The sequence below is a fragment of the Methylobacterium sp. J-048 genome, from assembly GCF_022829515.1.
In the GTDB taxonomy this organism is placed as follows: Bacteria; Pseudomonadota; Alphaproteobacteria; order Rhizobiales; family Beijerinckiaceae; genus Methylobacterium.
Genome location: NZ_JAKSYL010000284.1, coordinates 50,875 through 73,691 on the forward strand (window position 1 = coordinate 50,875; position 22,817 = coordinate 73,691).

General features: G+C 66.2%; 19 protein-coding genes, 2 tRNA genes and 1 pseudogene. 14 read left to right on the forward strand and 8 right to left on the reverse strand.

Going from position 1 to position 22,817, the window contains the following annotated elements:
• The first annotated feature begins 7 nt into the window (after positions 1-7).
• Entirely contained in the window at positions 8-922 is a 915-nt protein-coding gene (locus MKL09_RS27775; protein ID WP_244025202.1) for a DMT family transporter, read from the forward strand.
• 80 nt (positions 923-1,002) lie between these two features.
• Positions 1,003-1,935 carry a 2-hydroxyacid dehydrogenase gene (locus MKL09_RS27780; protein ID WP_244025203.1) on the forward strand — a complete coding sequence of 311 codons (933 nt, stop codon included), beginning with the start codon at positions 1,003-1,005 and terminating at the stop codon, positions 1,933-1,935.
• Positions 1,936-1,955: 20 nt separating this feature from the next.
• Here the strand turns inward: MKL09_RS27780 and MKL09_RS27785 are convergent, their stop codons facing one another.
• Positions 1,956-2,384 carry a cupin domain-containing protein gene (locus tag MKL09_RS27785; protein ID WP_244025204.1) on the reverse strand — a complete coding sequence of 143 codons (429 nt, stop codon included), beginning with the start codon at positions 2,382-2,384 and terminating at the stop codon, positions 1,956-1,958.
• Positions 2,385-2,462: 78 nt separating this feature from the next.
• On the opposite strand from MKL09_RS27785, the gene MKL09_RS27790 reads away from it, so the two are divergent.
• A complete protein-coding gene (locus MKL09_RS27790) occupies positions 2,463-3,086 on the forward strand; it encodes a ribonuclease D (protein WP_244025205.1) in 624 nt (207 codons plus the stop codon).
• A 162-nt stretch (positions 3,087-3,248) separates the two neighbouring features.
• Here MKL09_RS27790 and MKL09_RS27795 read toward each other — a convergent pair whose 3' ends face one another.
• Positions 3,249-3,887, reverse strand: a complete 639-nt coding sequence (locus MKL09_RS27795; RefSeq protein ID WP_244025206.1) for a VOC family protein — start codon at positions 3,885-3,887, stop codon at positions 3,249-3,251.
• A gap of 50 nt (positions 3,888-3,937) precedes the next feature.
• A complete protein-coding gene (gene glnA, locus MKL09_RS27800; protein ID WP_244025207.1) occupies positions 3,938-5,347 on the reverse strand; it encodes a type I glutamate--ammonia ligase in 1,410 nt (469 codons plus the stop codon).
• 340 nt (positions 5,348-5,687) lie between these two features.
• Here glnA and MKL09_RS27805 point away from each other — a divergent pair, with 340 nt between their 5' ends.
• Positions 5,688-6,722 carry a glutamine synthetase beta-grasp domain-containing protein gene (locus tag MKL09_RS27805; protein ID WP_243965003.1) on the forward strand — a complete coding sequence of 345 codons (1,035 nt, stop codon included), beginning with the start codon at positions 5,688-5,690 and terminating at the stop codon, positions 6,720-6,722.
• Positions 6,723-6,793: 71 nt separating this feature from the next.
• Here MKL09_RS27805 and MKL09_RS27810 read toward each other — a convergent pair whose 3' ends face one another.
• Both MKL09_RS27810 and MKL09_RS27815 read right to left on the reverse strand, forming a co-directional pair.
• Positions 6,794-6,976, reverse strand: a complete 183-nt coding sequence (locus tag MKL09_RS27810) for a DUF2735 domain-containing protein (protein WP_244025208.1) — start codon at positions 6,974-6,976, stop codon at positions 6,794-6,796.
• Between the two features lie 433 nt (positions 6,977-7,409).
• On the reverse strand, positions 7,410-7,748 hold the full coding sequence (locus tag MKL09_RS27815; RefSeq protein WP_003600526.1) for a P-II family nitrogen regulator: 339 nt from the start codon (positions 7,746-7,748) through the stop codon (positions 7,410-7,412).
• A gap of 194 nt (positions 7,749-7,942) precedes the next feature.
• Between MKL09_RS27815 and MKL09_RS27820 the strand changes: the two genes are divergently transcribed.
• Entirely contained in the window at positions 7,943-9,448 is a 1,506-nt protein-coding gene (locus MKL09_RS27820) for an NAD(P)H-hydrate dehydratase (protein WP_244025209.1), read from the forward strand.
• On the opposite strand, the gene MKL09_RS27825 is transcribed toward MKL09_RS27820, so the two are convergent.
• Positions 9,441-10,943, reverse strand: coding sequence for a multicopper oxidase family protein (locus MKL09_RS27825; RefSeq protein ID WP_244025210.1), 1,503 nt, complete (start codon positions 10,941-10,943; stop codon positions 9,441-9,443). The two genes, MKL09_RS27820 and MKL09_RS27825, sit on opposite strands and share 8 nt — an antisense overlap.
• Positions 10,944-11,103: 160 nt before the next feature.
• Between MKL09_RS27825 and MKL09_RS27830 the strand changes: the two genes are divergently transcribed.
• From MKL09_RS27830 to MKL09_RS27860, 7 genes are all read left to right on the forward strand, one after another.
• Positions 11,104-11,188, forward strand: a tRNA-Leu gene (locus MKL09_RS27830).
• 142 nt (positions 11,189-11,330) lie between these two features.
• A complete protein-coding gene (gene tig, locus MKL09_RS27835; RefSeq protein ID WP_244025211.1) occupies positions 11,331-12,728 on the forward strand; it encodes a trigger factor in 1,398 nt (465 codons plus the stop codon).
• A gap of 125 nt (positions 12,729-12,853) precedes the next feature.
• Positions 12,854-13,480, forward strand: coding sequence for an ATP-dependent Clp protease proteolytic subunit (locus tag MKL09_RS27840; RefSeq protein ID WP_007567155.1), 627 nt, complete (start codon positions 12,854-12,856; stop codon positions 13,478-13,480).
• 184 nt (positions 13,481-13,664) lie between these two features.
• The gene (gene clpX / locus MKL09_RS27845; protein WP_007567156.1) at positions 13,665-14,936 is read left to right on the forward strand and encodes an ATP-dependent Clp protease ATP-binding subunit ClpX; all 1,272 of its coding nucleotides are present in this window, start codon (positions 13,665-13,667) and stop codon (positions 14,934-14,936) included.
• A gap of 249 nt (positions 14,937-15,185) precedes the next feature.
• On the forward strand, positions 15,186-17,612 hold the full coding sequence (lon, locus tag MKL09_RS27850) for an endopeptidase La (RefSeq protein ID WP_244025212.1): 2,427 nt from the start codon (positions 15,186-15,188) through the stop codon (positions 17,610-17,612).
• A gap of 71 nt (positions 17,613-17,683) precedes the next feature.
• Positions 17,684-18,442 carry an aspartate/glutamate racemase family protein gene (locus tag MKL09_RS27855; protein WP_244025213.1) on the forward strand — a complete coding sequence of 253 codons (759 nt, stop codon included), beginning with the start codon at positions 17,684-17,686 and terminating at the stop codon, positions 18,440-18,442.
• 12 nt (positions 18,443-18,454) lie between these two features.
• Positions 18,455-18,530, forward strand: a tRNA-Val gene (locus tag MKL09_RS27860).
• A gap of 173 nt (positions 18,531-18,703) precedes the next feature.
• On the opposite strand, the gene MKL09_RS32430 is transcribed toward MKL09_RS27860, so the two are convergent.
• Positions 18,704-19,000: a hypothetical protein gene (locus MKL09_RS32430; RefSeq protein WP_409566998.1), complete on the reverse strand. Its 297-nt coding sequence runs from the start codon at positions 18,998-19,000 to the stop codon at positions 18,704-18,706.
• 358 nt (positions 19,001-19,358) lie between these two features.
• Between MKL09_RS32430 and MKL09_RS27870 the strand changes: the two are divergent.
• Both MKL09_RS27870 and MKL09_RS32435 read left to right on the forward strand, forming a co-directional pair.
• Positions 19,359-20,288, forward strand: a pseudogene (locus MKL09_RS27870) (STM4504/CBY_0614 family protein).
• Positions 20,285-20,695 carry a type II toxin-antitoxin system PemK/MazF family toxin gene (locus MKL09_RS32435; RefSeq protein ID WP_409566999.1) on the forward strand — a complete coding sequence of 137 codons (411 nt, stop codon included), beginning with the start codon at positions 20,285-20,287 and terminating at the stop codon, positions 20,693-20,695. Before MKL09_RS27870 ends, MKL09_RS32435 begins: the two are co-directional and overlap by 4 nt.
• Before the next feature lie 601 nt (positions 20,696-21,296).
• Here the strand turns inward: MKL09_RS32435 and MKL09_RS27875 are convergent.
• A complete protein-coding gene (locus MKL09_RS27875; protein ID WP_244025216.1) occupies positions 21,297-21,971 on the reverse strand; it encodes a recombinase family protein in 675 nt (224 codons plus the stop codon).
• Between the last annotated feature and the right edge of the window lie 846 nt (positions 21,972-22,817).

Sequence of the window (22,817 nt, forward strand, 5' to 3'; positions counted from 1 at the left end):
GCGATCCATGAGCGGGACAGCCACATTTTCCAGCCGGGCCACCACACGCTCGGCAGCCACCCTGGCGGGGTTCGGAGCGATCCTGCTGTGGTCGCTGCTGGCCTTGTTCACCGCGGCCTCCGGGACGGTGCCGCCGTTCCAGCTTGCGGCGATGACGTTCGGGGTCGGCGGCCTGTGCGGCTGCCTCACCTGGATCGCCCGGCCGGCTCGGGCTCGGGCCCTGCTCCAGCCCTGGCCGGTCTGGCTGCTCGGGGTCGGAGGCCTGTTCGGCTACCACGCCCTGTATTTCAGCGCCCTGCGCCTGGCGCCGCCGGCCGAGGCCGGGCTGATCAGCTACCTCTGGCCGCTGCTGATCGTCCTGTTCTCCGCCCGTCTGCCGGGCTCGGGCGGGTTGCGCGCCGGGCATCTCGCTGGGGCGGCTCTGGGGCTCGCCGGCGTCGCTGCCCTGTTCGTCGGCCGGGGCGAGCTCGGTTTCACCGCGGGCGCGCTCCCCGGCTACGCGGCCTCCCTGGCGGCGGCGTTCGTGTGGGCGGGATACTCCGTGCTGTCGGCCCGGGTCGGCCAGGTGCCGACCGATGCGGTCGCGGGGTTCTGCCTGGTCACGGCGGCCCTGAGCCTGGCCTGCCACCTCGGCTTCGAGACGACGGTCTGGCCCGCGGACGCCACCCAATGGGGCGCGGTGCTCCTCCTCGGGATCGGGCCGGTCGGGGGCGCCTTCTATCTCTGGGATATCGGCTGCAAGCGCGGCGATGTCCGCCTGCTCGGCGTCACCGCCTATGCGGCGCCGGTGCTGTCGACGCTGATCCTGGTGGCGACCGGCTATGCCAGCCCCGGTCCGGCGCTTGCACTCGCCTGCCTGCTGATCGTGGCCGGCGCGCTGACAGCGGTACGGGCCTCGCGAGCGGCGCCGAAGCCGGTCTGATCCGGCATCGGGCGTCGATCCGGATTCACGGTAGGAGAGATATGCTGATGGATGATCCGTCAAGGTCGGAGAGGCCGGACGTGCTTCTCGCGGTCGATCTGGCGCCGTCCGCGCTCGATCAGCTGAGTGCGATTTGCACCGTCAACCAGGCGGTCACCGCGGAGGCACGCACGGCGCTGGCTGAGCGGATCGGCGGCCGCATCCGGGCCGTCGTGACGAACGGCACCACGGCGATCCCGGCCTCCCTGATCGCGGCGCTGCCGAACCTCGGGATCATCTGCGCACAGGGCGCAGGCTACGAAGGCGTCGATTGCGAGGCGGCACGGGCAGGCGGGATCGTCATCACGCATGGCCCCGGGGTCAATGCGGACTGCGTGGCGGACCACGCCCTCGCCCTGCTCCTGGCGGCGCTGCGCGACGTGCCGCGCTTCGATGCGGCCGTGCGCGCCGGACGGTGGCGCGAGGGCGGGACCGCGCGACCGAGCGCTTATGGCAAGCGCGTCGGGATCCTGGGTCTCGGCGGGATTGGGCGACGCATCGCCAAACGGTGCGCCGGCTTCGATATGGAGATCCGCTACCACAACCGCCGTGCCGTGCCGGACGTGGCATGGACCTACATGCCGAGCGTCGAGGATCTCTGCGCCTGGGCGGATTTTTTGTTCGTGGCCCTGCCTGGCGGCGCTGCGACCCGCCACAGCGTCGGCCGCGCGGCCCTCGCGGCGCTCGGGCCGGAGGGCTTCCTCGTCAATGTCGGGCGCGGAACCGTCGTGGATACCGCAGCCCTGGTGGAGGCCTTGAGCACCGGCCGGCTCGCGGGCGCCGCCCTCGATGTGGTCGAGGGTGAGCCCGACGTACCGCCCGCGTTGCGGGACCTGTCCAATGTCGTGCTCACGCCGCACATCGCCGGGCGCTCGCCGGAAGCGATGGCCGCGGCGATCGATCAAGTCCTCGGCAATCTCACCGCCTTCTTCGCGGGCAAGCCCGTCCTGTCGCCGATCCCGGCACCCACCTGATCGAACGGGCGCCGCGGGAATCACCGCCGCGGCGTCGGCCGCCAATCCGGGGGCGCCATCTCGAAGCCCGCGAAGTCGAAGCCCGGCGAGACCGTGCAGCCGACCAGCGTCCAGGCGCCGAGGCTGGTGGCGGTCTGCCAATGGCCGGCCGGGACCACGCATTGCGGGCGCTGCCCGGCGGCGAGGTCTGGCCCGAGATGCTGGGCGGTGGCGTCGTGGCCGTTCGGGCTGGTGGTGATCACCAGCGGCGCGCCGGCATGCCAGTGCCAGATCTCGGCGGCGTCGACCCGGTGCCAGGCCGAGGCCTCGCCGATGTCGAGCAAAAAATAGATCGCGGTGCCGACCGAGCGGCCGTCGACCATGCGCGGGTCGCGAAAGGTCTCGCGGTAATGGCCGCCCTCCGGATGGGGCTTCAGCCCCAGCGTCGCGATCACCTCGGCTGCCGTCATGGTCTCGCGTCTCCGTCCATCGCTTGCCGGGTCTTGGCACCAATGGTACCGGCCCGACACCCTCAAGGTCCGAAAAACATGCCGAGCCCGATCGTACGCCTCCACCGTGGCGACCTGCCCGCCGATTACGATTCGGGCCGGGCAGTAGCCATCGACACCGAGACGCTCGGGCTCAATCCGCACCGGGACCGGCTCTGCGTTGTACAAATTTCCACCGGCGACGGGACGGCCGACGTGGTCCAGATTCCCCAGGACGGCCCGGAGCCGGTCGTGCTCAAGCGCGTCCTGGCCGATCCCGACGTGCTCAAGATCTTTCACTTCGCCCGGTTCGACGTGGCGGTGCTGTTCAAGGCGTTCGGGGTGATGCCGGGACCGGTCTACTGCACCAAGATCGCCTCGAAGCTCGCTCGCACCTACACCGATCGCCACGGGCTCAAGGACGTGGTCCGCGAGCTCGTCGGCGTCGACCTGTCCAAGCAGCAGCAATCCTCCGACTGGGGCGCCGAGACCCTGACGCAGGCCCAACAGGATTATGCGGCCTCCGACGTGCTCCATCTCCACGCCGCCCGGGAGCGGCTCGACGCCTTGCTGGCCCGGGAGGGCCGCACCGATCTCGCCGCCGCCTGCTTCGCCTTCCTGCCCACCCGCGCCCGCCTCGACCTCGACGGCTGGCCGGAGACCGACATCTTCGCGCATACGTGAGCGATGGCGCGGGACACCGCGCGATTCCTGTGTGCTGGGGACGTATCGGCGACCGCAGCATGATGGACCCCTGCTAGGTTGCCCGCGCCGGGGCTCGCGAGTCCAGGCCGGGCACGCCTCGCCGGTCACCCACCCGATCAGGCCGGCAAGGAGGGGCCGTCCTCAGGTCAGCGTGCGCAGGCCGGATGGCGTCGCGATCCGGGCGGTCCAGCGCAGGGTCGGGCCGGGTTCGATCCGCGGCGGGTCGGTCAGGCCGAGGCCGGCGTAGAGCGCGGCCATGGCCTCCGGCTCAGGATGGGTCAGCCACATCTCGTCGAGCTGGGCTCCGAGATCCGGCATCGTCCCGGCCGGGTGCGGGCGGGCGCCCCAATCCATCGCGCAGGGCGCGGCGCCATCCGCCGGCCAAGTCCCGTCCGGGCGCAGGCCGAAGCGCCACGACAGCGTGCCCTGAGTCATCGTCGCCGCCGTCCCGAGCCGGTCGGGATGGGCCGGGAGCAGGGTGTCGAGATCGTCGGTGCGGGCGACGAAGCCGCGCAGCCGCCGGCCGGCCTCCCAATCCGCCCGCACCCGCGCGGCATCGTCGAGGCCGAACCAGCGGACGCGCGCCGGCGGCGCCGCCTCGGGATCGACGGCGATCAATTCGAGGAAGGTCGACGCGCCGAGGCGGAGCAGATGGTTGCGGGTGCCCATCTCGGGATGACGCCCGCCCTCCGGCATGTCGAGGCCGAGGCAGGCCCGGACATGGGCCGCGCCCTCCGCGAGGTCGGGGGCCACGACGACGAGGTGGTCGAGGGTGAGCATGGGCTCTTCACGAAATGGGGGCCGGGCTCCATGCCCGGCCCCCTCTCACATCACAGCGAGTAGTACTGCACGAACTCGATCGGGTGCGGGGTCATCTCGTAGCGCAGCACCTCGGTCATCTTCAGCTCGATGAACGAGTCGATCTGGTCGTCCGTGAACACGCCGCCCTCCTTGAGGAAGGTGCGGTCCTTGTCGAGGCTGGTGAGCGCCTCGCGGAGCGACCCGCACACGGTCGGGATCTGCTTCAGCTCCTTCGGGGGCAGCTCGTACAGGTCCTTGTCCATGGCCGGGCCCGGATCGATCTTGTTGCGGATGCCGTCGAGGCCGGCCATCAGCAGGGCCGAGAAGGCCAGGTAGGGGTTGGCCATCGGGTCGGGGAAGCGGACCTCGACGCGCTTGGCGTTCGGGCTCTTGGTCCACGGGATCCGGCAGGAGGCCGAGCGGTTGCGCGCCGAGTAGGCGAGCAGCACCGGCGCCTCGTAGCCCGGCACCAGCCGCTTGTAGGAGTTGGTCGACGGGTTGGTGAAGGCGTTGAGCGCCTTGGCGTGGCGGATGATGCCGCCGATGTACCAGAGGCATTCCTGGCTGAGCCCGGCATACTTGTCGCCGGCGAAGACCGGCTTGCCGTCCTTCCAGATCGACTGGTGGACGTGCATCCCCGAGCCGTTATCGCCGAAGACGGGCTTGGGCATGAAGGTCGCCGACTTGCCGTAGCTCTGGGCGACGTTGTGGATGCAGTACTTGTAGATCTGCATGTGGTCGGCGAGCTTGGTCAGCACGTCGAACTTCATGCCGAGCTCGTGCTGGGCGCTCGCCACCTCGTGGTGGTGCTTCTCGACCTTCACGCCCATGGACTGCATCGCGGCCAGCATCTCGCCGCGCATGTCCTGGGCCGAATCCTGCGGCGGGACCGGGAAGTAGCCGCCCTTGGTCTGGACCCGGTGGCCGAGGTTGCCGCCCTCGTAATCGGTGAAGCCGTTGGTCGGCAGCTCGGTCGAATCGAGCTCGAAGCCGGTGCGGTAGGGGTCGGCGGCGAACTTCACGTCGTCGAACACGAAGAACTCGGCCTCGGGGCCGACATAGATCGTGTCGCCGATCCCGGTCTGCTGCAGGTAGGCCTCGGCGCGCTTGGCGGTGCCACGGGGATCGCGGGAATAGGGCTCGCCGGTGGCCGGCTCGAGCACGTCGCAGACGATCGACAGGGTCGAGGCGGAGAAGAACGGGTCGAGGCAGGCGGTGGAGGGATCCGGCATCAGCAGCATGTCGGACTCGTTGATCGCCTTCCAGCCGGCGATCGAGGAGCCGTCGAACATCGTGCCCTCGGCGAAGATCTCGTCGTCGATCAGCGACACGTCGAACGTCACGTGCTGCCACTTGCCGCGCGGGTCGGTGAACCGGAAGTCCACGTAGCGTACGTCGTTGTCCCGGATATTCTTCAGAACGTCGGCCGCAGTCGTCATCGTGGGCATCCTCCTGGAAGGTCGTCGGGGATTCTCGCGCGGGGCGGGCACCTTAGAGTCGGGCCGCACCGGCCGCGCCGCTTGATATCCGTCGTGAGGCCGCCTTGCCACCCGCGGACCGGCGGAATCGCTCACGGAGCCGGACGTTTGGCCCACAATGGCGACCGCTCTCGGTTCCGTGAGCGCCGGAGTACGGGAATCTACCCCGGCTGCCCGCGGGCGAAGACTGTCCTGGCATGCTCCATGCAAAGCCGGCAGCGGCCGTCGAAACGGCGGCAAGCCGTTCGCGTCGCCCGGGGATTGACCAGGTCGCGCATCGACAACGGACGAGAGAACCGGAATGACGAAATATAAGCTCGAGTATATATGGCTCGACGGGTATACGCCGGTCCCGAATCTGCGCGGTAAGACGCAGATCAAGGAATTCGACAGCTTCCCGACCCTCGATCAGCTGCCGATGTGGGGCTTCGACGGCTCGTCCACGAAGCAGGCCGAGGGTGGCAGCTCCGACTGCATGCTCAAGCCCGTGCGCCACTTCCCCGACCCGGCCCGCAAGAACGGCGTCCTGGTCCTGTGCGAAGTGATGATGCCGGACGGCAAGACCCCGCACGAGTCCAACAAGCGCGCGACCATCCTGGACGATGCCGGCGCCTGGTTCGGCTTCGAGCAGGAGTACTTCCTGTACAAGGACGGCCGTCCGCTCGGCTTCCCGGCCAGCGGCTTCCCGGCCCCGCAGGGCCCGTACTACACCGGCGTCGGCTATTCGAATGTCGGCGACGTCGCCCGCAAGATCGTCGAGGAGCATCTCGACCTCTGCCTCGACGCCGGCATCAACCACGAAGGCATCAACGCCGAAGTGGCCAAGGGCCAGTGGGAATTCCAGATCTTCGGCAAGGGCTCCAAGAAGGCTGCCGACGAGATGTGGATGGCCCGCTACCTGCTGCAGCGCCTGTGCGAATCCTACGGCATCGACGTCGAGTACCATTGCAAGCCGCTCGGCGACACCGACTGGAACGGCTCGGGCATGCACTGCAACTTCTCGACCGCGTTCCTGCGCGAGCACGGCGGCAAGGCCTATTTCGAGGCCCTCATGGAGGCGTTCAAGAACAACCGCGAGGATCACATCGCCGTCTACGGTCCGGACAACCACATGCGGTTGACCGGCAAGCACGAGACGGCCTCGATCCACGAGTTCTCGTACGGTATCGCCGATCGCGGCGCTTCGATCCGGGTGCCTCACTCCTTCGCCAATAACGGCTACAAAGGCTATCTCGAGGATCGCCGTCCGAACTCGCAGGGGGACCCCTACCAGATCGCCTCGCAGGTGCTGAAGACGATCTCTTCGGTGCCGACCGAGGCCGCTGTCGCCGCCTGAGGCGGACCGGGAGCTTTAAGCTTTCGACCTGGAATGACCAGAGCCGGGCCTTTGTGCCCGGCTTCGTCTGTTCAGAGCCGGCGCGGGCGTTCGTCGTCGCGGATCGCGGCCTCATGGTACCAGGCGCCGCCGCCGATGCTCGGCACCAGCGCGGGCTTGATCGTCTCGATCGCCCGCGGCGTCAGTCGGGCGCGCCGGAACGCCGACAGTTCGTAGATCTTGGCGGTCTCACGCCCGTCGGTACCGGCCATCATAGGTCCTCCTGAGCGGATCAAAGCGGCCCTTCCGGCCGTCCGTTCCCCAGAGGATGTGGTGCTACCGACGCAGTACTCCATGGCCCGACGCGCAGATGCCGGACATTCATGCAGCGTCAATTCTTAGGCAGATCGGGAAAAGCCCCGGCTTTCGGAGCGAAAACGCTGGTGGCTTTCAGGATCAAGACACGTGAACCATAGGCGCAGGGATGCGCGGATCATGGTTCAAGGCCTGTTTGATCGCGCGATCGCCATCGAAGGACGTCGGCTTCGGATCGTTTATCCCCCACCGTCATCGCGGGCGCAGCGATCCAAGGATCCGCTACGATCCGGGATCGCGCGCCGCCCTGGCTTGCTTCGCTGCCCTCGAGATGACTGAGGAGCTGCGGCGATCCCCGGGGATGTCCGACGTCCAGAAAGCTCGACAAGAAGCTCAGATCGCGTCCGTGCCGGTCTCGCCCGTCCGGATGCGGATCGCTTCCTCAATGGTCGAGACGAAAATCTTGCCGTCGCCGATGCGGCCGGTCTGGGCCGACTTGCGGATCGCCTCGACGGCGCCCTCGACCAGCGCGTCCGACAGCACGATCTCGAGCTTCACCTTGGGAAGGAAGTCGACCACATATTCGGCGCCGCGATAGAGCTCGGTATGGCCTTTCTGACGGCCAAAACCCTTCGCCTCGATGACGGTGATGCCCTGGAGGCCGACCTCCTGGAGCGCCTCCTTCACCTCGTCGAGCTTGAAAGGCTTGATGATCGCTTCGATCTTCTTCATGCCGCTCGGGCCTGCGCTACGCTGCCGGATATTTCTAACATCGTCGGTAAGACTCCGCCACGCCGTTTTCGCGACGGGCGTCACGTTAGTGCCCATTCCAAGCGCAGGCTACGCACATCCTTCGGGCTTTCGATGAATTTGTGGCGCTTTTTTAATCGGCGTTGTTCGGTGCACGGGCAGACGTGGAGATGAGCATGCGGGTGCTGACGGTCGCGGCGATGCGGCGGGTCGATGCGGCGGCCATCGACGGAGGGATTTCGGGCTCGCGCCTGATGGAGGCGGCCGGGGCCGCGGTCGCCGCGCGTGCTGCCGCTCGGTTGCCCGAGGGCGGGCGGGTTTTGGTCCTGTGCGGTCCCGGCAACAATGGCGGCGACGGGTTCGTCGCCGCGCGGCTGCTGGCCGAGCGCGGTCACGCGGTCGATCTCCACCTACTCGGGGAGCGCGGAGCGCTGACGGGCGATGCCGCCCTGGCGGCCGAGACCTGGACCGGCCCGGTGCTCCCGGCTGCGGCCGACGCGCTGCCGCCCGGCGATCTCGTGATCGATGCCCTGTTCGGCGCCGGCCTCTCGCGTGATCTTGACGGCGCGGCCCGCGCCCTGGTCGAGGCCGTGAATGCCTCCGGCCGCCCGGTGCTCGCCGTCGACGTGCCGAGCGGTGTCGACGGTGATACCGGCGCCGTGCGTGGCGTCGCGATCCGGGCGGTGGAGACCGTGACCTTCGTGGCGTTCAAGCCTGGGCATCTGCTGCTGCCCGGCCGGAGCCTGTGCGGCCATCGTCATCTGGCCGATATCGAGACCGGCCCGGCGGCTCTGGAAGCCGGCCTCGCCGCTGCCACGCCGCCGATCTTCCGCAACGGGCCGGACCTGTGGGCAAAAACCTTTCCCCAGCTGACCGGCGAGAGCCACAAATACACCCGCGGCCACGCCCTGGTCCTCTCGGGTCCGACGACCAAGACCGGCGCGGCCCGCCTTGCCGCCCGGGGCGCCCTGCGGGTCGGGGCGGGGCTCGTCACCCTGGCCTCGCCTCAGGCGGCCCTGGCCGAGAACGCCGCCCAGCTCACCGCGATCATGCTGCGTCCCTGCGAGACCGCGGACGACCTCGACGACCTGCTCACCGACGAGCGCCTCAACGTCGTCCTGGCCGGGCCGGGCCTCGGCACCGGCGAACCGACCCGCGAGCGCGTCGCGGTGGCGGCCGCGGCCGGGCGCAGTCTCGTCCTCGATGCCGACGCGCTGACGAGTTTTTCCGGACAGGCGCCGCTGCTCGCCGCCCATCTCGCCGACGGCGACGCGCGGGCCGTGCTCACCCCCCATGAGGGCGAGTTCGCGCGGCTGTTCAGCGGGACGGAGGCCGCCGCCGAGGGGGCCGACAAGGTGGCCCGTACCCGCGCTGCCGCCGCGCTCGCCGGCGCCGTCGTGGTCCTGAAGGGGGGCGATACCGTGATCGCGAGCCCCGATGGGCGCGTGGCGATCAACGACCACGGCAGCCCCTATCTCGGCACCGCCGGCTCGGGCGACGTGCTCGGCGGCTTGATCGCCGGGTTGCTGGCGCAGGGCATGCCGCCCTTCGAGGCGGCGGCGGCCGGTGTCTGGCTCCACGGCGATGCCGGCCTGCGCCACGGGCCGGGCCTGATCGCCGAGGACATTCCGGAACTGATGCCTGCGGTGCTCGGGGATCTCGTCGAGGCCGGGATCACGTGACCTCGAACATCGTCCACAGGCCGGTATCGAACCGCTCCAGCACCGTGGCGCTGATCAGCCAGCGCCCCGGATTGTCGGCCAGGAAGCCGATGCGGGCGGTCCGGCCTTCGAGCAGCTGGAAGGTGTCGAGCCAGTAGGGCTCCCAGCCGTCGTCCAGGGGGTGAAGCAGGCGGAAACAATGGCCGTGCAGGTGCAAGGCCTGCGGGAAGGCGGTCTCGTTGCGCAGGGCCAGTACCACCACCTGCCCGCGCTTCACCGTGAAGATCGGTTGGATTCCCACACTCGCGCTGGTGCCGTTCACCGCCCAGATTTTTTGGGGATCGCCGGTATAGACCGGCTCCGGCGCCGGCTTGTCCTTCGGCGCATCCTTTCCGGCATCTTTGGCGGCCTTCGGCACGAAGGCCCCGCCGGTGATCACGACGTCCCGCCGCAGGGCGTTCTGGAGCTTGATCTCGGCGGGTAAGCGCTTGTTCTCGCCGATCGGGCCGATCGGCGGCCGCTTGTCGGTGATCTTGGCGCCCTTCGTGGTCACGGTCGCCAGGGTCAGGCCCTGGCCGACGAGCGCGATGATCGAGCAGGTGGCGCCTTCCTGCTCGGGAAGGTCGACCATCAGGTCGTAGCGGGTGCCCGGGGGGAACGGCAGGGTCGCACGCAGGGGCTCAAACGTGTCGGTCGGCTGCCCGTCGACCGCCGCGACGTAGACCTTCACGCCCTCGAACCGGAGGCGCGTCCCCCTTGCGTTGCAGGCGTTGCCGAGGCGCAGGCGGACCCGCGCGCCCGGGCGCGCCTCGAACGTATCCGGCACCGGCTTGCCGTTGACCGTGACAAGGTTGCCGAGGCGCCCGTTCGTGGCGGCAAACAGCGGCTGACCGAACGGCATCAGGCTGGCATCGTCCTCCAGCCGCCAATCCTGCATCACCAGCCCGACATCGGCGTCGATGAGCGGCGGGTTCGCTTCCTCGACGATCAGCATGCCGGCCAGGCCCCGGCCGGACGGCTCGCTCGCCCCGCCGACGACGAGGGGGCGGATCAGGTAGGTCCCCGCATCCGGTGGCGTGAACTGGTAGAGGAAGTCGCCCTCCGGCTGGATCGGCGCCTGGGTCACGCCCCCGACCCCGTCCATCGCGTTGATGGTGCGTACCCCATGCCAGTGCACCGAGAGCGGCTTGTCGGTGCGATTCTCGATCTTGAGCCGGACCGGCTGGCCGAGCTTGATCCGCACGAGCGGCGGCAGGGTCTTGCCGTCGAAGCACCAGACGGGGGTCTCGGCCGCGGGCTCGGGCCGCAGCCGGGTTTTTCCTGGCGCGGCCGGCAGGGCGGGGGCCGAGGCGGCGGGTTCCGGTGCCGCCGAGCTCTGCGCCTTCTCGGGTGCCGCTCCCTGTGCCCAGCCTGTTTCCGGCATCAGCCCGAACGCGGCCGCCGTGGCGAGCAGGGTCCGGCGCGATGGCGGGCCGGCGCTGAGATCGGTCGGCGGCACAGGGCGGGATGAGGTCATGGGATCTCGACGGCGGCTCGCAACGGACCCGGCTAGATAGCGGCGTGTCCGTGGGGGCGCCACAGCCGCCACGAGAGGTCAAGTTTTTTGCTGCGAGCCGTTCGGCCCATGCTATAGGGCGCGCTTCCGGCGGTCGGCGACGCGCCGGGTGTCGGCGCGCGCGGGCGTGGCGGAACTGGTAGACGCGCTGGATTTAGGTTCCAGTGTCGCAAGACGTGGGGGTTCGAGCCCCTCCGCCCGCACCAGGACGCTTCTCGGTATGGTGCGGTCCTGTTCGGGGCCGCCTCATCACCGTATCCGGCACCTCCGTATCCCGGCCCCGCCACCAAGCCACACGACGCCGGCCCGGCCGGCGGCCACAAGGTTTTTTGAAGAGCGACGACGACGATGCAGGTGACCGAGATCAACGCCCAGGGTCTGAAGCGCGAGTTTCAGGTGCTGCTGGCCGCCCAGGAACTCGAGGAGCGCCTGACGACCGAGCTCTCCGGCATGAAGGACAAGGTCCAGCTGAAGGGCTTCCGCCCCGGCAAGGTTCCGGTCGCGCACCTGCGCAAGGTCTATGGTCGTTCGGTCATGGCCGAAGTGGTGCAGAACGCCGTCAACGAGGCCAACCGCAAGATCGTCGCCGACAACGATCTCAAGCTCGCCCTGGAGCCGCAGGTCGAGTTCCCGACCGACCAGGCCGAGATCGAGAAGGCGCTGGACGCCAAGGCCGATCTCGCCTTCAAGGTCGCCCTCGAGGTGATGCCGAATTTCGAGCTGGCCGATCTGTCCGACGTCAGCCTCAAGAAGCTGGTCGCGAAGCCCGAGGACTCCGAGGTCGACGAGGCCCTGCAGCGCATGGCCGGCCAGAGCCGCCCGTTCACCGAGCGGGAGGAGGGCGCCGAGGCCCAGGACGGCGACCGCGTGACCATCGATTTCGTCGGTCGCATCGACGGCGAGGAGTTCCAGGGCGGCAAGGGCGAGGGCATCGACCTGGAGCTCGGCTCCGGCTCGTTCATTCCCGGCTTCGAGGAGCAGCTCGTCGGCGCCAAGGTCGGCGACAAGCGGGTCGTCAAGGCGACCTTCCCGGAGGCCTACGGGGCCGAGCAGCTCGCCGGCAAGGATGCCGAATTCGACGTGACCGTCACGAAGATCCAGGCGCCGGGCGAGGCCAAGATCGACGACGAATTCGCCAAGTCGCTGGGCATGGAGTCGCTCGAGAAGCTGCGCGAGGCGATCGCCAAGGCCATCGGCGGCGATTTCGAGGCGGCCTCGCGGCGCAAGCTCAAGAAGGAGCTCCTCGACGCCCTGGACGGCAAGTACGCCTTCGAGCTGCCGCCGTCCCTGGTCGCACAGGAATTCGCCAGCGTCTGGGCGCAGGTGGAGCAGGACCTCAAGGCCCGTGGCAAAAGCTTCGAGGACGAGGACACCACCGAGGAGAAGGCCCAGGCCGACTACCGGAAGATCGCCGAGCGTCGCGTCCGGCTCGGTCTCGTGCTTGCACAGGTCGGCGAGAGAGCCGATATCAAGGTTTCCGACGAGGAGGTGAACCAGGCCCTCATCGCTCGGGTCCGGCAGTTCCCGGGCCAGGAGCAGCAGGTGTGGGACTTCTACCGCAAGAACCCGCAGGCGCTCGCCGAGCTTCGGGCGCCGCTGTTCGAGGAGAAGGTGGTTGACCACGTCCTCGGCCAAGTCAAACTCGTCGAGGAGCCGGTCTCGAAAGAGACGCTTTTCGCCGATGAGGATGACGACGACACGACCGGCGAGAAGCCGGCAGACAAGGCCGATTCCTCGGCCGACTGAGCCCCGCACTGTCCCAGGACGGCGGGCATAGGGTTAGGCGATGGTTAAGCATCGCCGGTGTTCGCTGACATGCCCGGGCTGCCCTGATTCGCGGCAGCCCCGGGCCTCACTCTGGGCAGGACGAGATGAGAGATCCGATCGACGTCTACAATAACGCACTCGTGCCGATGGTCGTCGAGCAGTCGAGCCGCGGCGAGCGCGCCTTCGACATCTACTCCCGCCTGCTGCGCGAGCGCATCATCTTCCTCACCGGTCCCGTGGAGGATTACGGTGCGTCGCTGATCGTGGCCCAGCTTCTGTTTCTCGAGGCTGAGAACCCCAAGAAGGAAATTTCCTTCTATATCAATTCCCCCGGCGGCGTCGTGACCTCGGGTCTGTCGATCTACGACACGATGCAGTTCATCCGCTGCCCGGTCACCACGCTCTGCGTTGGCCAGGCCGCCTCGATGGGATCCCTGCTGCTCACCGCCGGCGAGCCGGGCCACCGCTTCGCCCTGCCGAACGCTCGGATCATGGTCCACCAGCCGTCCGGCGGCTTCCAGGGCCAGGCGACCGACATCCTGATCCATGCCCGCGAGATCGAGGCGCTGAAGCGGCGCTTGAACGAGATCTACGTGAAGCATACCGGCCGTGACTACGCAGCCATTGAGAACGCGCTGGAGCGCGACAATTTCATGACCGCGGATGCGGCCAAGGAATTCGGCCTCATCGACGAGGTCATCCAGAAGCGTCCCGAGCCCGCCGCCGCCTGACGGTTGCGGCGCCTAACCGCCGCGGCGTGGCCTTGATCCCGCCGCGGCAGCGTGTTTGCATCCGATGACTGGGCCCATCGGTCAAAGACGCGCAGCATACTGTTTCTTTAAGCGGGCCCCCTTACGTTGAAGCGATGCGCGTGCGCCCCTAGCCGGCTGCGTACGCGACGAATCGGAGACCGATATGAGCAAGACTGGCGGCAACGACTCCAAGAGCACGCTGTATTGCTCGTTCTGCGGCAAGAGCCAGCACGAGGTCCGCAAGCTGATCGCCGGCCCGACCGTGTTCATCTGCGACGAGTGCGTCGAGCTGTGCATGGACATCATCCGCGAGGAGTCGAAATCCTCGCTGGTGAAGAGCCGCGACGGCGTCCCGACCCCGAAGGAGATCCGGCGCGTCCTCGACGATTACGTCATCGGCCAGGATTTCGCCAAGAAGGTCCTCTCGGTCGCGGTGCACAACCACTACAAGCGGCTCGCGCACGCGACGAAGCACAACGACGTCGAGTTGGCCAAGTCCAACATCATGCTGATCGGGCCGACCGGCTCGGGCAAGACGCTGCTCGCGCAGACCCTGGCCCGCATCCTGGACGTGCCGTTCACGATGGCGGACGCCACGACCCTGACCGAGGCCGGCTACGTCGGCGAGGATGTGGAAAACATCATCCTCAAGCTGCTCCAGGCCTCGGACTACAACGTCGAGCGGGCGCAGCGCGGCATCGTCTACATCGACGAGATCGACAAGATCTCGCGCAAGTCCGACAACCCGTCGATCACCCGCGACGTGTCGGGTGAGGGCGTGCAGCAGGCGCTCTTGAAGATCATGGAGGGCACGGTCGCCTCCGTGCCGCCGCAGGGCGGCCGCAAGCATCCGCAGCAGGAATTCCTGCAGGTCGACACCACCAACATCCTGTTCATCTGCGGCGGCGCCTTCGCGGGGCTGGAGCGGATCATCTCCCAGCGCGGCAAAGGCACCTCGATCGGCTTCGGCGCGAGCGTGCAGGCCCCGGACGACCGCCGTACCGGCGAGATCTTCCGGTCGGTCGAGCCCGAGGATCTGCTGAAGTTCGGCCTCATCCCCGAGTTCGTCGGCCGCCTGCCGGTGCTGGCGACCCTCGAGGACCTCGACGAGGCCGCTCTGAAAAAGATCCTCCAGGAGCCGAAGAACGCCCTGGTGAAGCAGTACCAGCGGCTGTTCGAGATGGAGAACGTCGATCTGACGTTCCAGGACGATGCACTGTCGCTCGTCGCCCGCAAGGCGATCGAGCGCAAGACCGGCGCCCGTGGCCTGCGCTCCATCTTGGAGACGATCCTGCTCGACACGATGTACGACCTGCCCGGTCTCGAGTCGGTGGAGCAGGTCGTGATCGGTCCGGAGGTGGTCGAGGGCAAGTCGCGCCCGCTCTACATCCACGGCGACCGCAACAAGGAAGCACCCGCCAGCGTGAGCGCGTAAGCGCTTGGTAGGGTTGCGTTAAGCGCCCGGCTCCGGCCGGGCGCGCTGCGGGGAACGTCTTGAAAACGCTGCGCCCCGCAGCCACCTCAGGCTCATCGCGGTGGCCGCTCGCTCCTTCGAGGAACGGTCCGCGTCGCCAGCCGCAAAGTTCACGACAATTCCGACCCTCGCGGCCCGGTCGGCCCCTGGTAATCGGTTCGCCCCATCGCCGGGGGGACTGAAGCTGGGCGTCCCTGAGAGGAAGTCACCATGACACAGTCGAAATCGCGCCAGCCGGTCGTCCCGGGCTCGACCGGTTCCTACGCCGTTCTCCCCCTGCGCGACATCGTCGTCTTCCCGCACATGATCGTGCCCCTGTTCGTCGGCCGCGAGAAGTCGATCCGCGCCCTCGAAGAGGCCGTGCGCACCGATCGCCACATCCTGCTCGCCACCCAGATCAACGCGGGCGACGACGATCCGGCGACCGACGCGATCTACAAGATCGGAACCCTCGCCTCCGTGCTGCAGCTCCTGAAGCTGCCCGACGGCACCGTGAAGGTGCTGGTCGAGGGCATCGGCCGCGCCAAGGTGACGGGTTTCACCCGCTCGGACGAGTATTACGAGGCCACTGCCGAGGCCCTGCACGACGAGCTCGGCGACCGCGTCGAGGCCGAGGCGCTCGCCCGCTCGGTGCTCTCGGAGTTCGAGAATTACGTCAAGCTCAACAAGAAGATCTCGCCGGAGGTCGTCTCGGCCGTGACCCAGATCGACGAGCCCTCGAAGCTCGCCGACACGATCGGCTCGCACCTGCTCGTCAAGATTTCGGACAAGCAGGGCATTCTGGAGACGCCCACGGTGGCGCAGCGCCTCGAGCGCGTGCTGTCGCTGATGGAGAGCGAGATCTCCGTGCTCCAGGTGGAGAAGCGCATCCGGACCCGCGTCAAGCGGCAGATGGAGAAGACCCAGCGCGAGTACTACCTCAACGAGCAGATGAAGGCGATCCAGAAGGAGTTGGGCGACTCCGAGGATGGCCGTGACGAACTGGCCGAGCTCGAAGAGAAGATCGAGAAGACCAAGTTCACCAAGGAGGCTCGCGACAAGGCCACCGCCGAGCTGAAGAAGCTTCGGCAGATGTCGCCGATGTCCGCCGAGGCGACGGTGGTGCGCAACTATCTGGACTGGATGCTCGGCATCCCGTGGGGCAAGCGCTCGAAGATCAAGAAGGATCTGCTCGGCGCCCAGGCCCTGCTGGACAACGACCATTTCGGCCTGGACAAGGTCAAGGAGCGGATCGTCGAGTACCTCGCCGTGCAGCAGCGGGCGAACAAGCTTACCGGCCCGATCCTGTGCCTCGTCGGTCCCCCCGGCGTCGGCAAGACTTCGCTGGGCAAGTCCATCGCCCGGGCGACGGGTCGTGAGTTCGTGCGCATGTCGCTCGGCGGCGTGCGGGACGAAGCTGAGATCCGCGGTCACCGCCGGACCTATATCGGTTCGATGCCTGGCAAGATCGTCCAGTCGATGCGCAAGGCCAAGACCTCGAACCCGCTCATCCTGCTCGACGAGATCGACAAGATGGGCATGGATTTCCGCGGCGATCCGTCCGCGGCGCTCCTCGAGGTGCTGGATCCGGAGCAGAACGCCACCTTCAATGACCACTACCTGGAGGTGGATTACGACCTCTCGAACGTGATGTTCGTGACCACGGCCAACACCCTCAACATCCCCGGCCCGCTGATGGACCGGATGGAGGTGATCCGCATTGCCGGGTACACCGAGGAGGAGAAGGTCGAGATCGCACGCAAGCACCTGATCCCGAACGCCCTGAAGAAGCACGGCCTCGGGACCCACGAGTGGTCGATCGACGACGATGGCTTGATGATGCTGGTCCGCCGCTACACGCGGGAAGCTGGCGTCCGCAACCTGGAGCGCGAGCTATCCAACCTGATCCGCAAGGCGGTGAAGGAGATCCTGATCACCAAGGTCAAGTCGGTCGCGGTGACCGTCGAGACCCTTCCGGTCTTCCTCGGCCCGCCGAAGTTCCGCTACGGCGAGATCGATGCGGACGATCAGGTCGGCGTGGTCACGGGTCTGGCTTGGACCGAGGTCGGCGGCGAGTTGCTGACGATCGAGGGTGTCATGATGCCCGGCAAGGGCAAGATGACCGTCACGGGCAACCTGAAGGACGTGATGAAGGAGTCGATCTCCGCGGCCGCATCCTATGTGCGCTCGCGGGCCATCGACTTCGGGATCGAGCCGCCGCTGTTCGAGCGTCGCGACATCCACGTCCACGTGCCGGAGGGGGCGACCCCGAAGGACGGGCCGTCGGCCGGCATCGCCATGGCCACCGCCATCGTTTCGACGCTGACTGGCATCGCGGTTCGCCGCGACATCGCGATGACCGGCGAGGTGACGCTCCGCGGCCGGGTGCTGCCGATCGGCGGCCTGAAGGAGAAGCTGCTCGCCGCGCTCCGCGGCGGCATCAAGACGGTGCTGATCCCCGAGGAAAACGCCAAGGACATCGCCGAGGTGCCCGACAGCGTGAAGAACGGGCTGGAGATCATTCCGGTCTCCCGCATGGATCAGGTGCTGGAGAAGGCCCTGGTCCGTGTGCCGGTCGCCATCGAGTGGGAGGAGCCCCTGCCGGTTGCCAAGCCCGCCCGGACGGATGAGGACGGCGCGGCGTTCATCGCCCACTGAGCGCCAGCGCGAACCGTTACGATCAGCCCCCGGAGCCTGCTCCGGGGGCTTTTTAGTGGGGATAGCCGTTCATGCGCATCCTGTTGATCAACCCCAACACAAGCCAGGCGGTGACCGACCTCGTCGCCGGACATGTGCGGCGTCAGATCGGCGACCGCGCCGAGTTGCGGGCGGTGACGGGCCGCTTCGGCGCCCGCTACATCGCGAGCCGGGCCGCTTCGGCCATCGCCGGTCACGCGGCCCTCGACGCCATGGCGAAGCACGGCGACGCGTGCGACGCAGTCTACCTCGCCTGCTTTGGAGATCCCGGCCTGTTCGCGCTCCGGGAGCTGTCGCCGGTTCCCGTGATCGGCATGGCCGACGCGGCCTGCCACGAGGCTGCCGCCACGGGCCGATTCGGCATTGTCACCGGCGGCGCGGCCTGGGGGCCGATGTTGCGGGAGTTCGTCGGCACGATCGGCCTGGCCGAAAGGCTGGCGGATATAACAACGGTCGCGGCGAGCGGCGGCGCGATCGCCGAAGATCCGGACCGCGCCTTGAACCTCCTGGCGCAAGCCTGCCGCGACTGCCACGCGGCGGGGGCGGATACGGTGATTCTGGGCGGCGCCGGCCTCGCGGGCCTAGCCCGTCGCCTCGCTCCGGAGGTACCGTGCCCGCTGATCTGCTCGGTGGAAGCCGGCACCCGAGCCGTCCTGACGGCCGCGACGGCGCTTCGGCAACTGTCCTGTCGCCCGACCCCGATCGCGAGCATCGGCCTCGGGCCGGCTCTGGCGCATCGGCTCGCCACCCCTGACGGGACCCCCTTGCCTCGCACCGACCCCATGCCGTAACGGTCGGCCGCCGGGCGGTTAGCTCAGTTGGTAGAGCGTCTCCTTTACACGGAGAGGGTCGGGGGTTCGAGTCCCTCACCGCCCACCATAGAAATCAACAGCTTAGTAGGATTTTTGCGAGGCCGTGCTTCCCAGAAACGGCATTTTGGAAGCGCATGGGAAGCAAAAACCGGTGCCCCCGTCGTCGTTCGATGCGGCGCGTCCACCACCAGATAATCCGCATCGGTGCCGCGGATGGCCTTGCTTCAGGCTGCCATGACCTTAGCTTCGACTCCCTTCCAGCAGCAGCGGCGGCGCCACCGGGAAGAAGAGTGCGATCATTTCTGCGACGGCGTACGCATGGCTTGCAGGGGCGGCATCGGCAATCCAGATCCGAACACCTCGACGTACCATTACAGCCGCGAGATTAGCCGCGATGGTCGTTTTCCCAATGCCACCATTTGTTCTGGCAGGACCAATCAATTTTGGCACAGCTGGCACCCTGTCGCTTTTCTGCGCCAAGAAACACCCAAGCTCCGTTATTTCCTGCTGCTTGATCGTCCGGATGGCGACTCGCACGTAGGGGATGGTTTCGTCTCATAAATTCGGGGACGTGCAACACCGATTAGGCATTTTCCGCTCCGGATTGCATTCGAAAAGGCCCCAGTGATTTTTCCAGTGCCACCATTCGGCGAATTAGCATGGCCTATGAATTCGGTTCTGGGCTACCGAAACGGCCTTCCGCCCGGAGAACGAAGCCAGTACGATCATCGACCATTTGGGAGAAAACGGCGTGAAGAAATTCGGGCGGCAATTTCCGTTGCGGAAATTTGTTACCGCGGGAGTTTGGCGAGCCGCAAAGCTCAAGCGCCATTCTTAAAAGCTGGAAGAATAGCGTGTGCACTAGCGAAAAATTAATAGGGTTGGCGGGGAGAAAATGTCGATATTTGATCTTTACTCCAAGAGGAAAAAACGGAGAAATGGCGAGTTCCCTGATGTATACCAATACGAGAGCCTACCAAGTTCTTTTCGCGTTCAGATTGCCCACATCTGGGAGGAGGTTTTTTCGAAATCATCCGAACCTTATGAGCCTTATTTATTTCTCGCAAAAGTACTAAGGAAGGAGTACGGTGTATTTAAGTTGATTCCCGACACAATTGATACTAACAGCCGATACCAAGCCTCGGTCGAGTTTATGAACTTCTTTCTGAGATCTAAGGATATCGACACCGATATAGATGTTATCGAAATATCTTTTAGATATATAGATTTGGTAGTTAGGCAATATCATTTTGCTCATGATCATAGTGGGGATCAGCGCGCAAACGAAGCTATCGGAGAATTCAATGCAAGAGCCCAAGAACATGGCTTTGGTTATCAGTATTTAGATAGAGAAATTATACGTATCGACTCTCAACTGATACATAGCGAAGCTGTGCTTCCGGCGCTTATAATTTTACGTGAGCATAAATTTTCTAATGCTCAAGATGAGTTTCTAAAGGCACATGAACACTACCGTCATGGCCGGATGAATGAGGCTCTAGTGGATGCCCTAAAATCTTTTGAGAGCACCATGAAAGTCATATGTGACGGTAGAAGGTGGGCTTACGATAATTCTAAGGGTGCGAGCGAACTAGTCAGAGCTTGCCTAGACAATGGTCTTATACCTTCGTATTAGCAAAATCACTTTAGCGGCCTCAAGAATGTCCTTGTATCTGCCATTCCTACGCCGAGAAACAAGCAGGGTGGGCATGGTGCCGGTAGTTCCCCGGCTCAAACACCGCCGAGTGAACTTGTGTCTTACGTGCTGCACATGACAGCTTCCACCATCCTTTTCCTTTCAGAAGCCGACAAGAAACTGCCGTGACTATTGGCTTCGTTCCGAGGCGAGGTCTGATCCTTGTCTGCAATTACGACATGGCGCGCGTCCCGCCGGAAATGCGGAAAACCCGCCGTGCCGTCGTCATGTCGCCCCGGTCGCACAATCGTCGGCACGGGCATGGTCCAGGCCGCTGCCTTGTGGTGCCTTTTTCAGCCTCAGCGCCGCCGAGCCTAACGCCGGCCGACATACCATTCCCGGCCGGGATTTATGGGAGCCTTACCGTGCCAACGTGGGCGATTTGCGCGGCCGTCATGTCGGTTTCTCACGACCGGCTCAATAGGGTTGTCGCTGGCGGCACGGGCCTAGATGAAAGCCTTTCGGTAACGGATATGAGCCGGTTGGAAATGGGCTTGCTGCATGCGCTCGGAATGCCGCCCACTCCTGCCCGTTGAAAATCCACACCAGTTAGCGCATACTAGTGGCCTATCCCTTCGGGGACCCAAGGGGCCGCCTTCAGCGCCGCGCAAGCGGACAATGCGGTCCTAAATAAAAGCCCTGCCGGCGCTTCAATGGCGCTGGTGGGGCTTTTTCTTTTCCAGGCCGCCCCGCTCACTGGCAGAAATTTACCCGCAATTTTTCGGCGGCTGGCCTCTTGAGGAAAGGCCCCCCGGGGGGGGGGGTAAATCGATTTTCCCGGCCACATGCCGAATTTCCGGGATCATGGCGCGTGACCACCGTTTTAGAGATGGCCGTGGGTCCTTCCCCCGGGGCGGGGGGCTAAATTGGCGATTTCGCCTGGAAATCGGCCAGCCCCCCGGCCCCTGACCTGGCAGGGTTAAAACTGCTGGCCGCCAAGTCAGGGCCGGGAGTGCAGAGAATGGTCTTCTCTCTGGCAGTCTCAAAATCAGAAAATGGCGAGTGGAGCGTACAACTCCGACTCGCCATCCACCCACTGATTTTGAGTTGGCTACACCTTAACGGGTGAATGCCAGGGACCGGCGGATAGCAGCCGCCGGTCCCAATCTCGAATATAGCGAGCCTCCGGTGTGAAAGTCACGCCCTCTCCAGCACCCGCTTGACCTGCACCGCCGACCATTCGCCCCCGCGGGCCGTCTCGATCCGCCGGGCATTCAGCTCGGCCGCGATGGCGCGTAGAGACGCGGCGCCGCGGGCCTGAATTTCTGCAATGACCGGTATCAGGTCACTCGCGCGGGCCTTGGCCTTATCCTGCCGAACGGCGAGGCTCGCGGCGTGCCCCTGCGCTGCGATCGTCGGCATGTGGCCTCGATCCCCGCCGAGCTTCACGCCCCGGGCCTTCGCGGCTGCCAGTGCGGCGCGTGTCCGGTCGGAAATCGCCTTGGCTTCATGCTCGGCCACAGCCGCAAGGATATGGACGGTGAGGCGGTTCGCCTGCGGGAAGTCCACCGCCACGAATTCCACGCCAGCTTCCATCAGCGCAGATACGAAAGCCACGTTGCGCGCGAGCCGATCCAGCTTGGCGATAATCAGCGTGGCCTTGTGCAGTCGGCAGAGGCGGAGCGCTTCGGCCAGCTTGGGGCGGTCGCTGCGCTTTCCGCTTTCGATCTCGATCACCTCAGCCGTGAGCGTCCAGGTGCCGCCGTTGAGGTAGGCCCGCACCGCGGCTTGCTGCGCCTCAAGGCCGAGCCCTGAGGCACCCTGCCGCTTCGTGGAAACGCGGTAGTAGGCAACGAACCGACCCTCAGCCATCCCGCCCGCGCCTCGTTACGTCTGACACTACGTTGGTAGTTATAAACGTAACAGCGCTCATCGGTTGGCGCAAGGCCGCTATATGCGCATGCGCAGCATCAGGGATCGCCCTTACGGCCTCGTGGTGGGCCAGCGTCGGAGATGCGGACGGCAACCCACTACGGTGAGGCGTAGGCGCCCGAGAGGTTGTCCCGCGGGGGTTTGCGCCAGGACAACGGTGGGAAGGGCGCCTGGGCCGCCTGATTGGCGGCGAGGACGCCGTCTCGCACTGCGTATGCGGGGTTCCCTCGTGCTGGCCCCCGCCCACTGCCTCGTGGATCGGTCTGTCTGCCGTACCGGCCGTCCCTCCGCCAACTTCAACTTGGGGGGGTTAAGACGCCCTAACTGCCGTGGCGTCGGAAACCAGGGCCGCCTATCGGTCGCTCAGCAGGATTCCGTGATCCAAATCCGCACGGCTGGATTGGAGCGACCAGGCGGCCGCATCCTACCGCTGGAATTAATCGGTGCCTCGGGCGCAGGTAAATGGCACTCGGCCAGCCCTTAACGCGCTTCGTTGACCAGCATGACCAGCATGACCAGCAGTTCCAACCCCAGCGGGCGCGCGGGCGTGGGCGGGCGCGCGGGCGTGGGCGGGCGCGTGTGCGGGCGGGCGCGCGTATAAGATTGCACCCTCTTTTCCTGCCCCTCTAACATCCTCAACCACTTAGAGCCTGTCCGATAATGATCCGAGGCGGGGTTGAGTGGCCGGGATGGCGATGATTCCAGGTGGGTTGCTGAAGCCTAACCTGGAAGCGCCATGTGGACCCCGACCACCCGGCGGCAGCATAGCCGCGCCGGCCTTCGCTA

Excerpts from the sequence above, each read along its gene's own strand:
- MKL09_RS27790 (WP_244025205.1), top strand. The coding sequence starts at position 2,463 with ATGCCGAGCCCGATCGTACGCCTCCACCGTGGCGACCTGCCCGCCGAT.
- MKL09_RS27825 (WP_244025210.1), bottom strand. The coding sequence starts at position 10,943 with ATGACCTCATCCCGCCCTGTGCCGCCGACCGATCTCAGCGCCGGCCCG.
- MKL09_RS27815 (WP_003600526.1), bottom strand. The coding sequence starts at position 7,748 with ATGAAGAAGATCGAAGCGATCATCAAGCCTTTCAAGCTCGACGAGGTG.
- lon (WP_244025212.1), top strand. The coding sequence starts at position 15,186 with ATGACACAGTCGAAATCGCGCCAGCCGGTCGTCCCGGGCTCGACCGGT.
- MKL09_RS27805 (WP_243965003.1), top strand. The coding sequence starts at position 5,688 with ATGACGAAATATAAGCTCGAGTATATATGGCTCGACGGGTATACGCCG.
- MKL09_RS27775 (WP_244025202.1), top strand. The coding sequence starts at position 8 with ATGAGCGGGACAGCCACATTTTCCAGCCGGGCCACCACACGCTCGGCA.
- MKL09_RS27820 (WP_244025209.1), top strand. The coding sequence starts at position 7,943 with ATGCGGGTGCTGACGGTCGCGGCGATGCGGCGGGTCGATGCGGCGGCC.
- MKL09_RS27875 (WP_244025216.1), bottom strand. The coding sequence starts at position 21,971 with ATGGCTGAGGGTCGGTTCGTTGCCTACTACCGCGTTTCCACGAAGCGG.
- MKL09_RS27855 (WP_244025213.1), top strand. The coding sequence starts at position 17,684 with ATGCGCATCCTGTTGATCAACCCCAACACAAGCCAGGCGGTGACCGAC.
- MKL09_RS27810 (WP_244025208.1), bottom strand. The coding sequence starts at position 6,976 with ATGATGGCCGGTACCGACGGGCGTGAGACCGCCAAGATCTACGAACTG.
- MKL09_RS27785 (WP_244025204.1), bottom strand. The coding sequence starts at position 2,384 with ATGACGGCAGCCGAGGTGATCGCGACGCTGGGGCTGAAGCCCCATCCG.
- clpX (WP_007567156.1), top strand. The coding sequence starts at position 13,665 with ATGAGCAAGACTGGCGGCAACGACTCCAAGAGCACGCTGTATTGCTCG.
- MKL09_RS27840 (WP_007567155.1), top strand. The coding sequence starts at position 12,854 with ATGAGAGATCCGATCGACGTCTACAATAACGCACTCGTGCCGATGGTC.
- glnA (WP_244025207.1), bottom strand. The coding sequence starts at position 5,347 with ATGACGACTGCGGCCGACGTTCTGAAGAATATCCGGGACAACGACGTA.
- tig (WP_244025211.1), top strand. The coding sequence starts at position 11,331 with ATGCAGGTGACCGAGATCAACGCCCAGGGTCTGAAGCGCGAGTTTCAG.
- MKL09_RS27795 (WP_244025206.1), bottom strand. The coding sequence starts at position 3,887 with ATGCTCACCCTCGACCACCTCGTCGTCGTGGCCCCCGACCTCGCGGAG.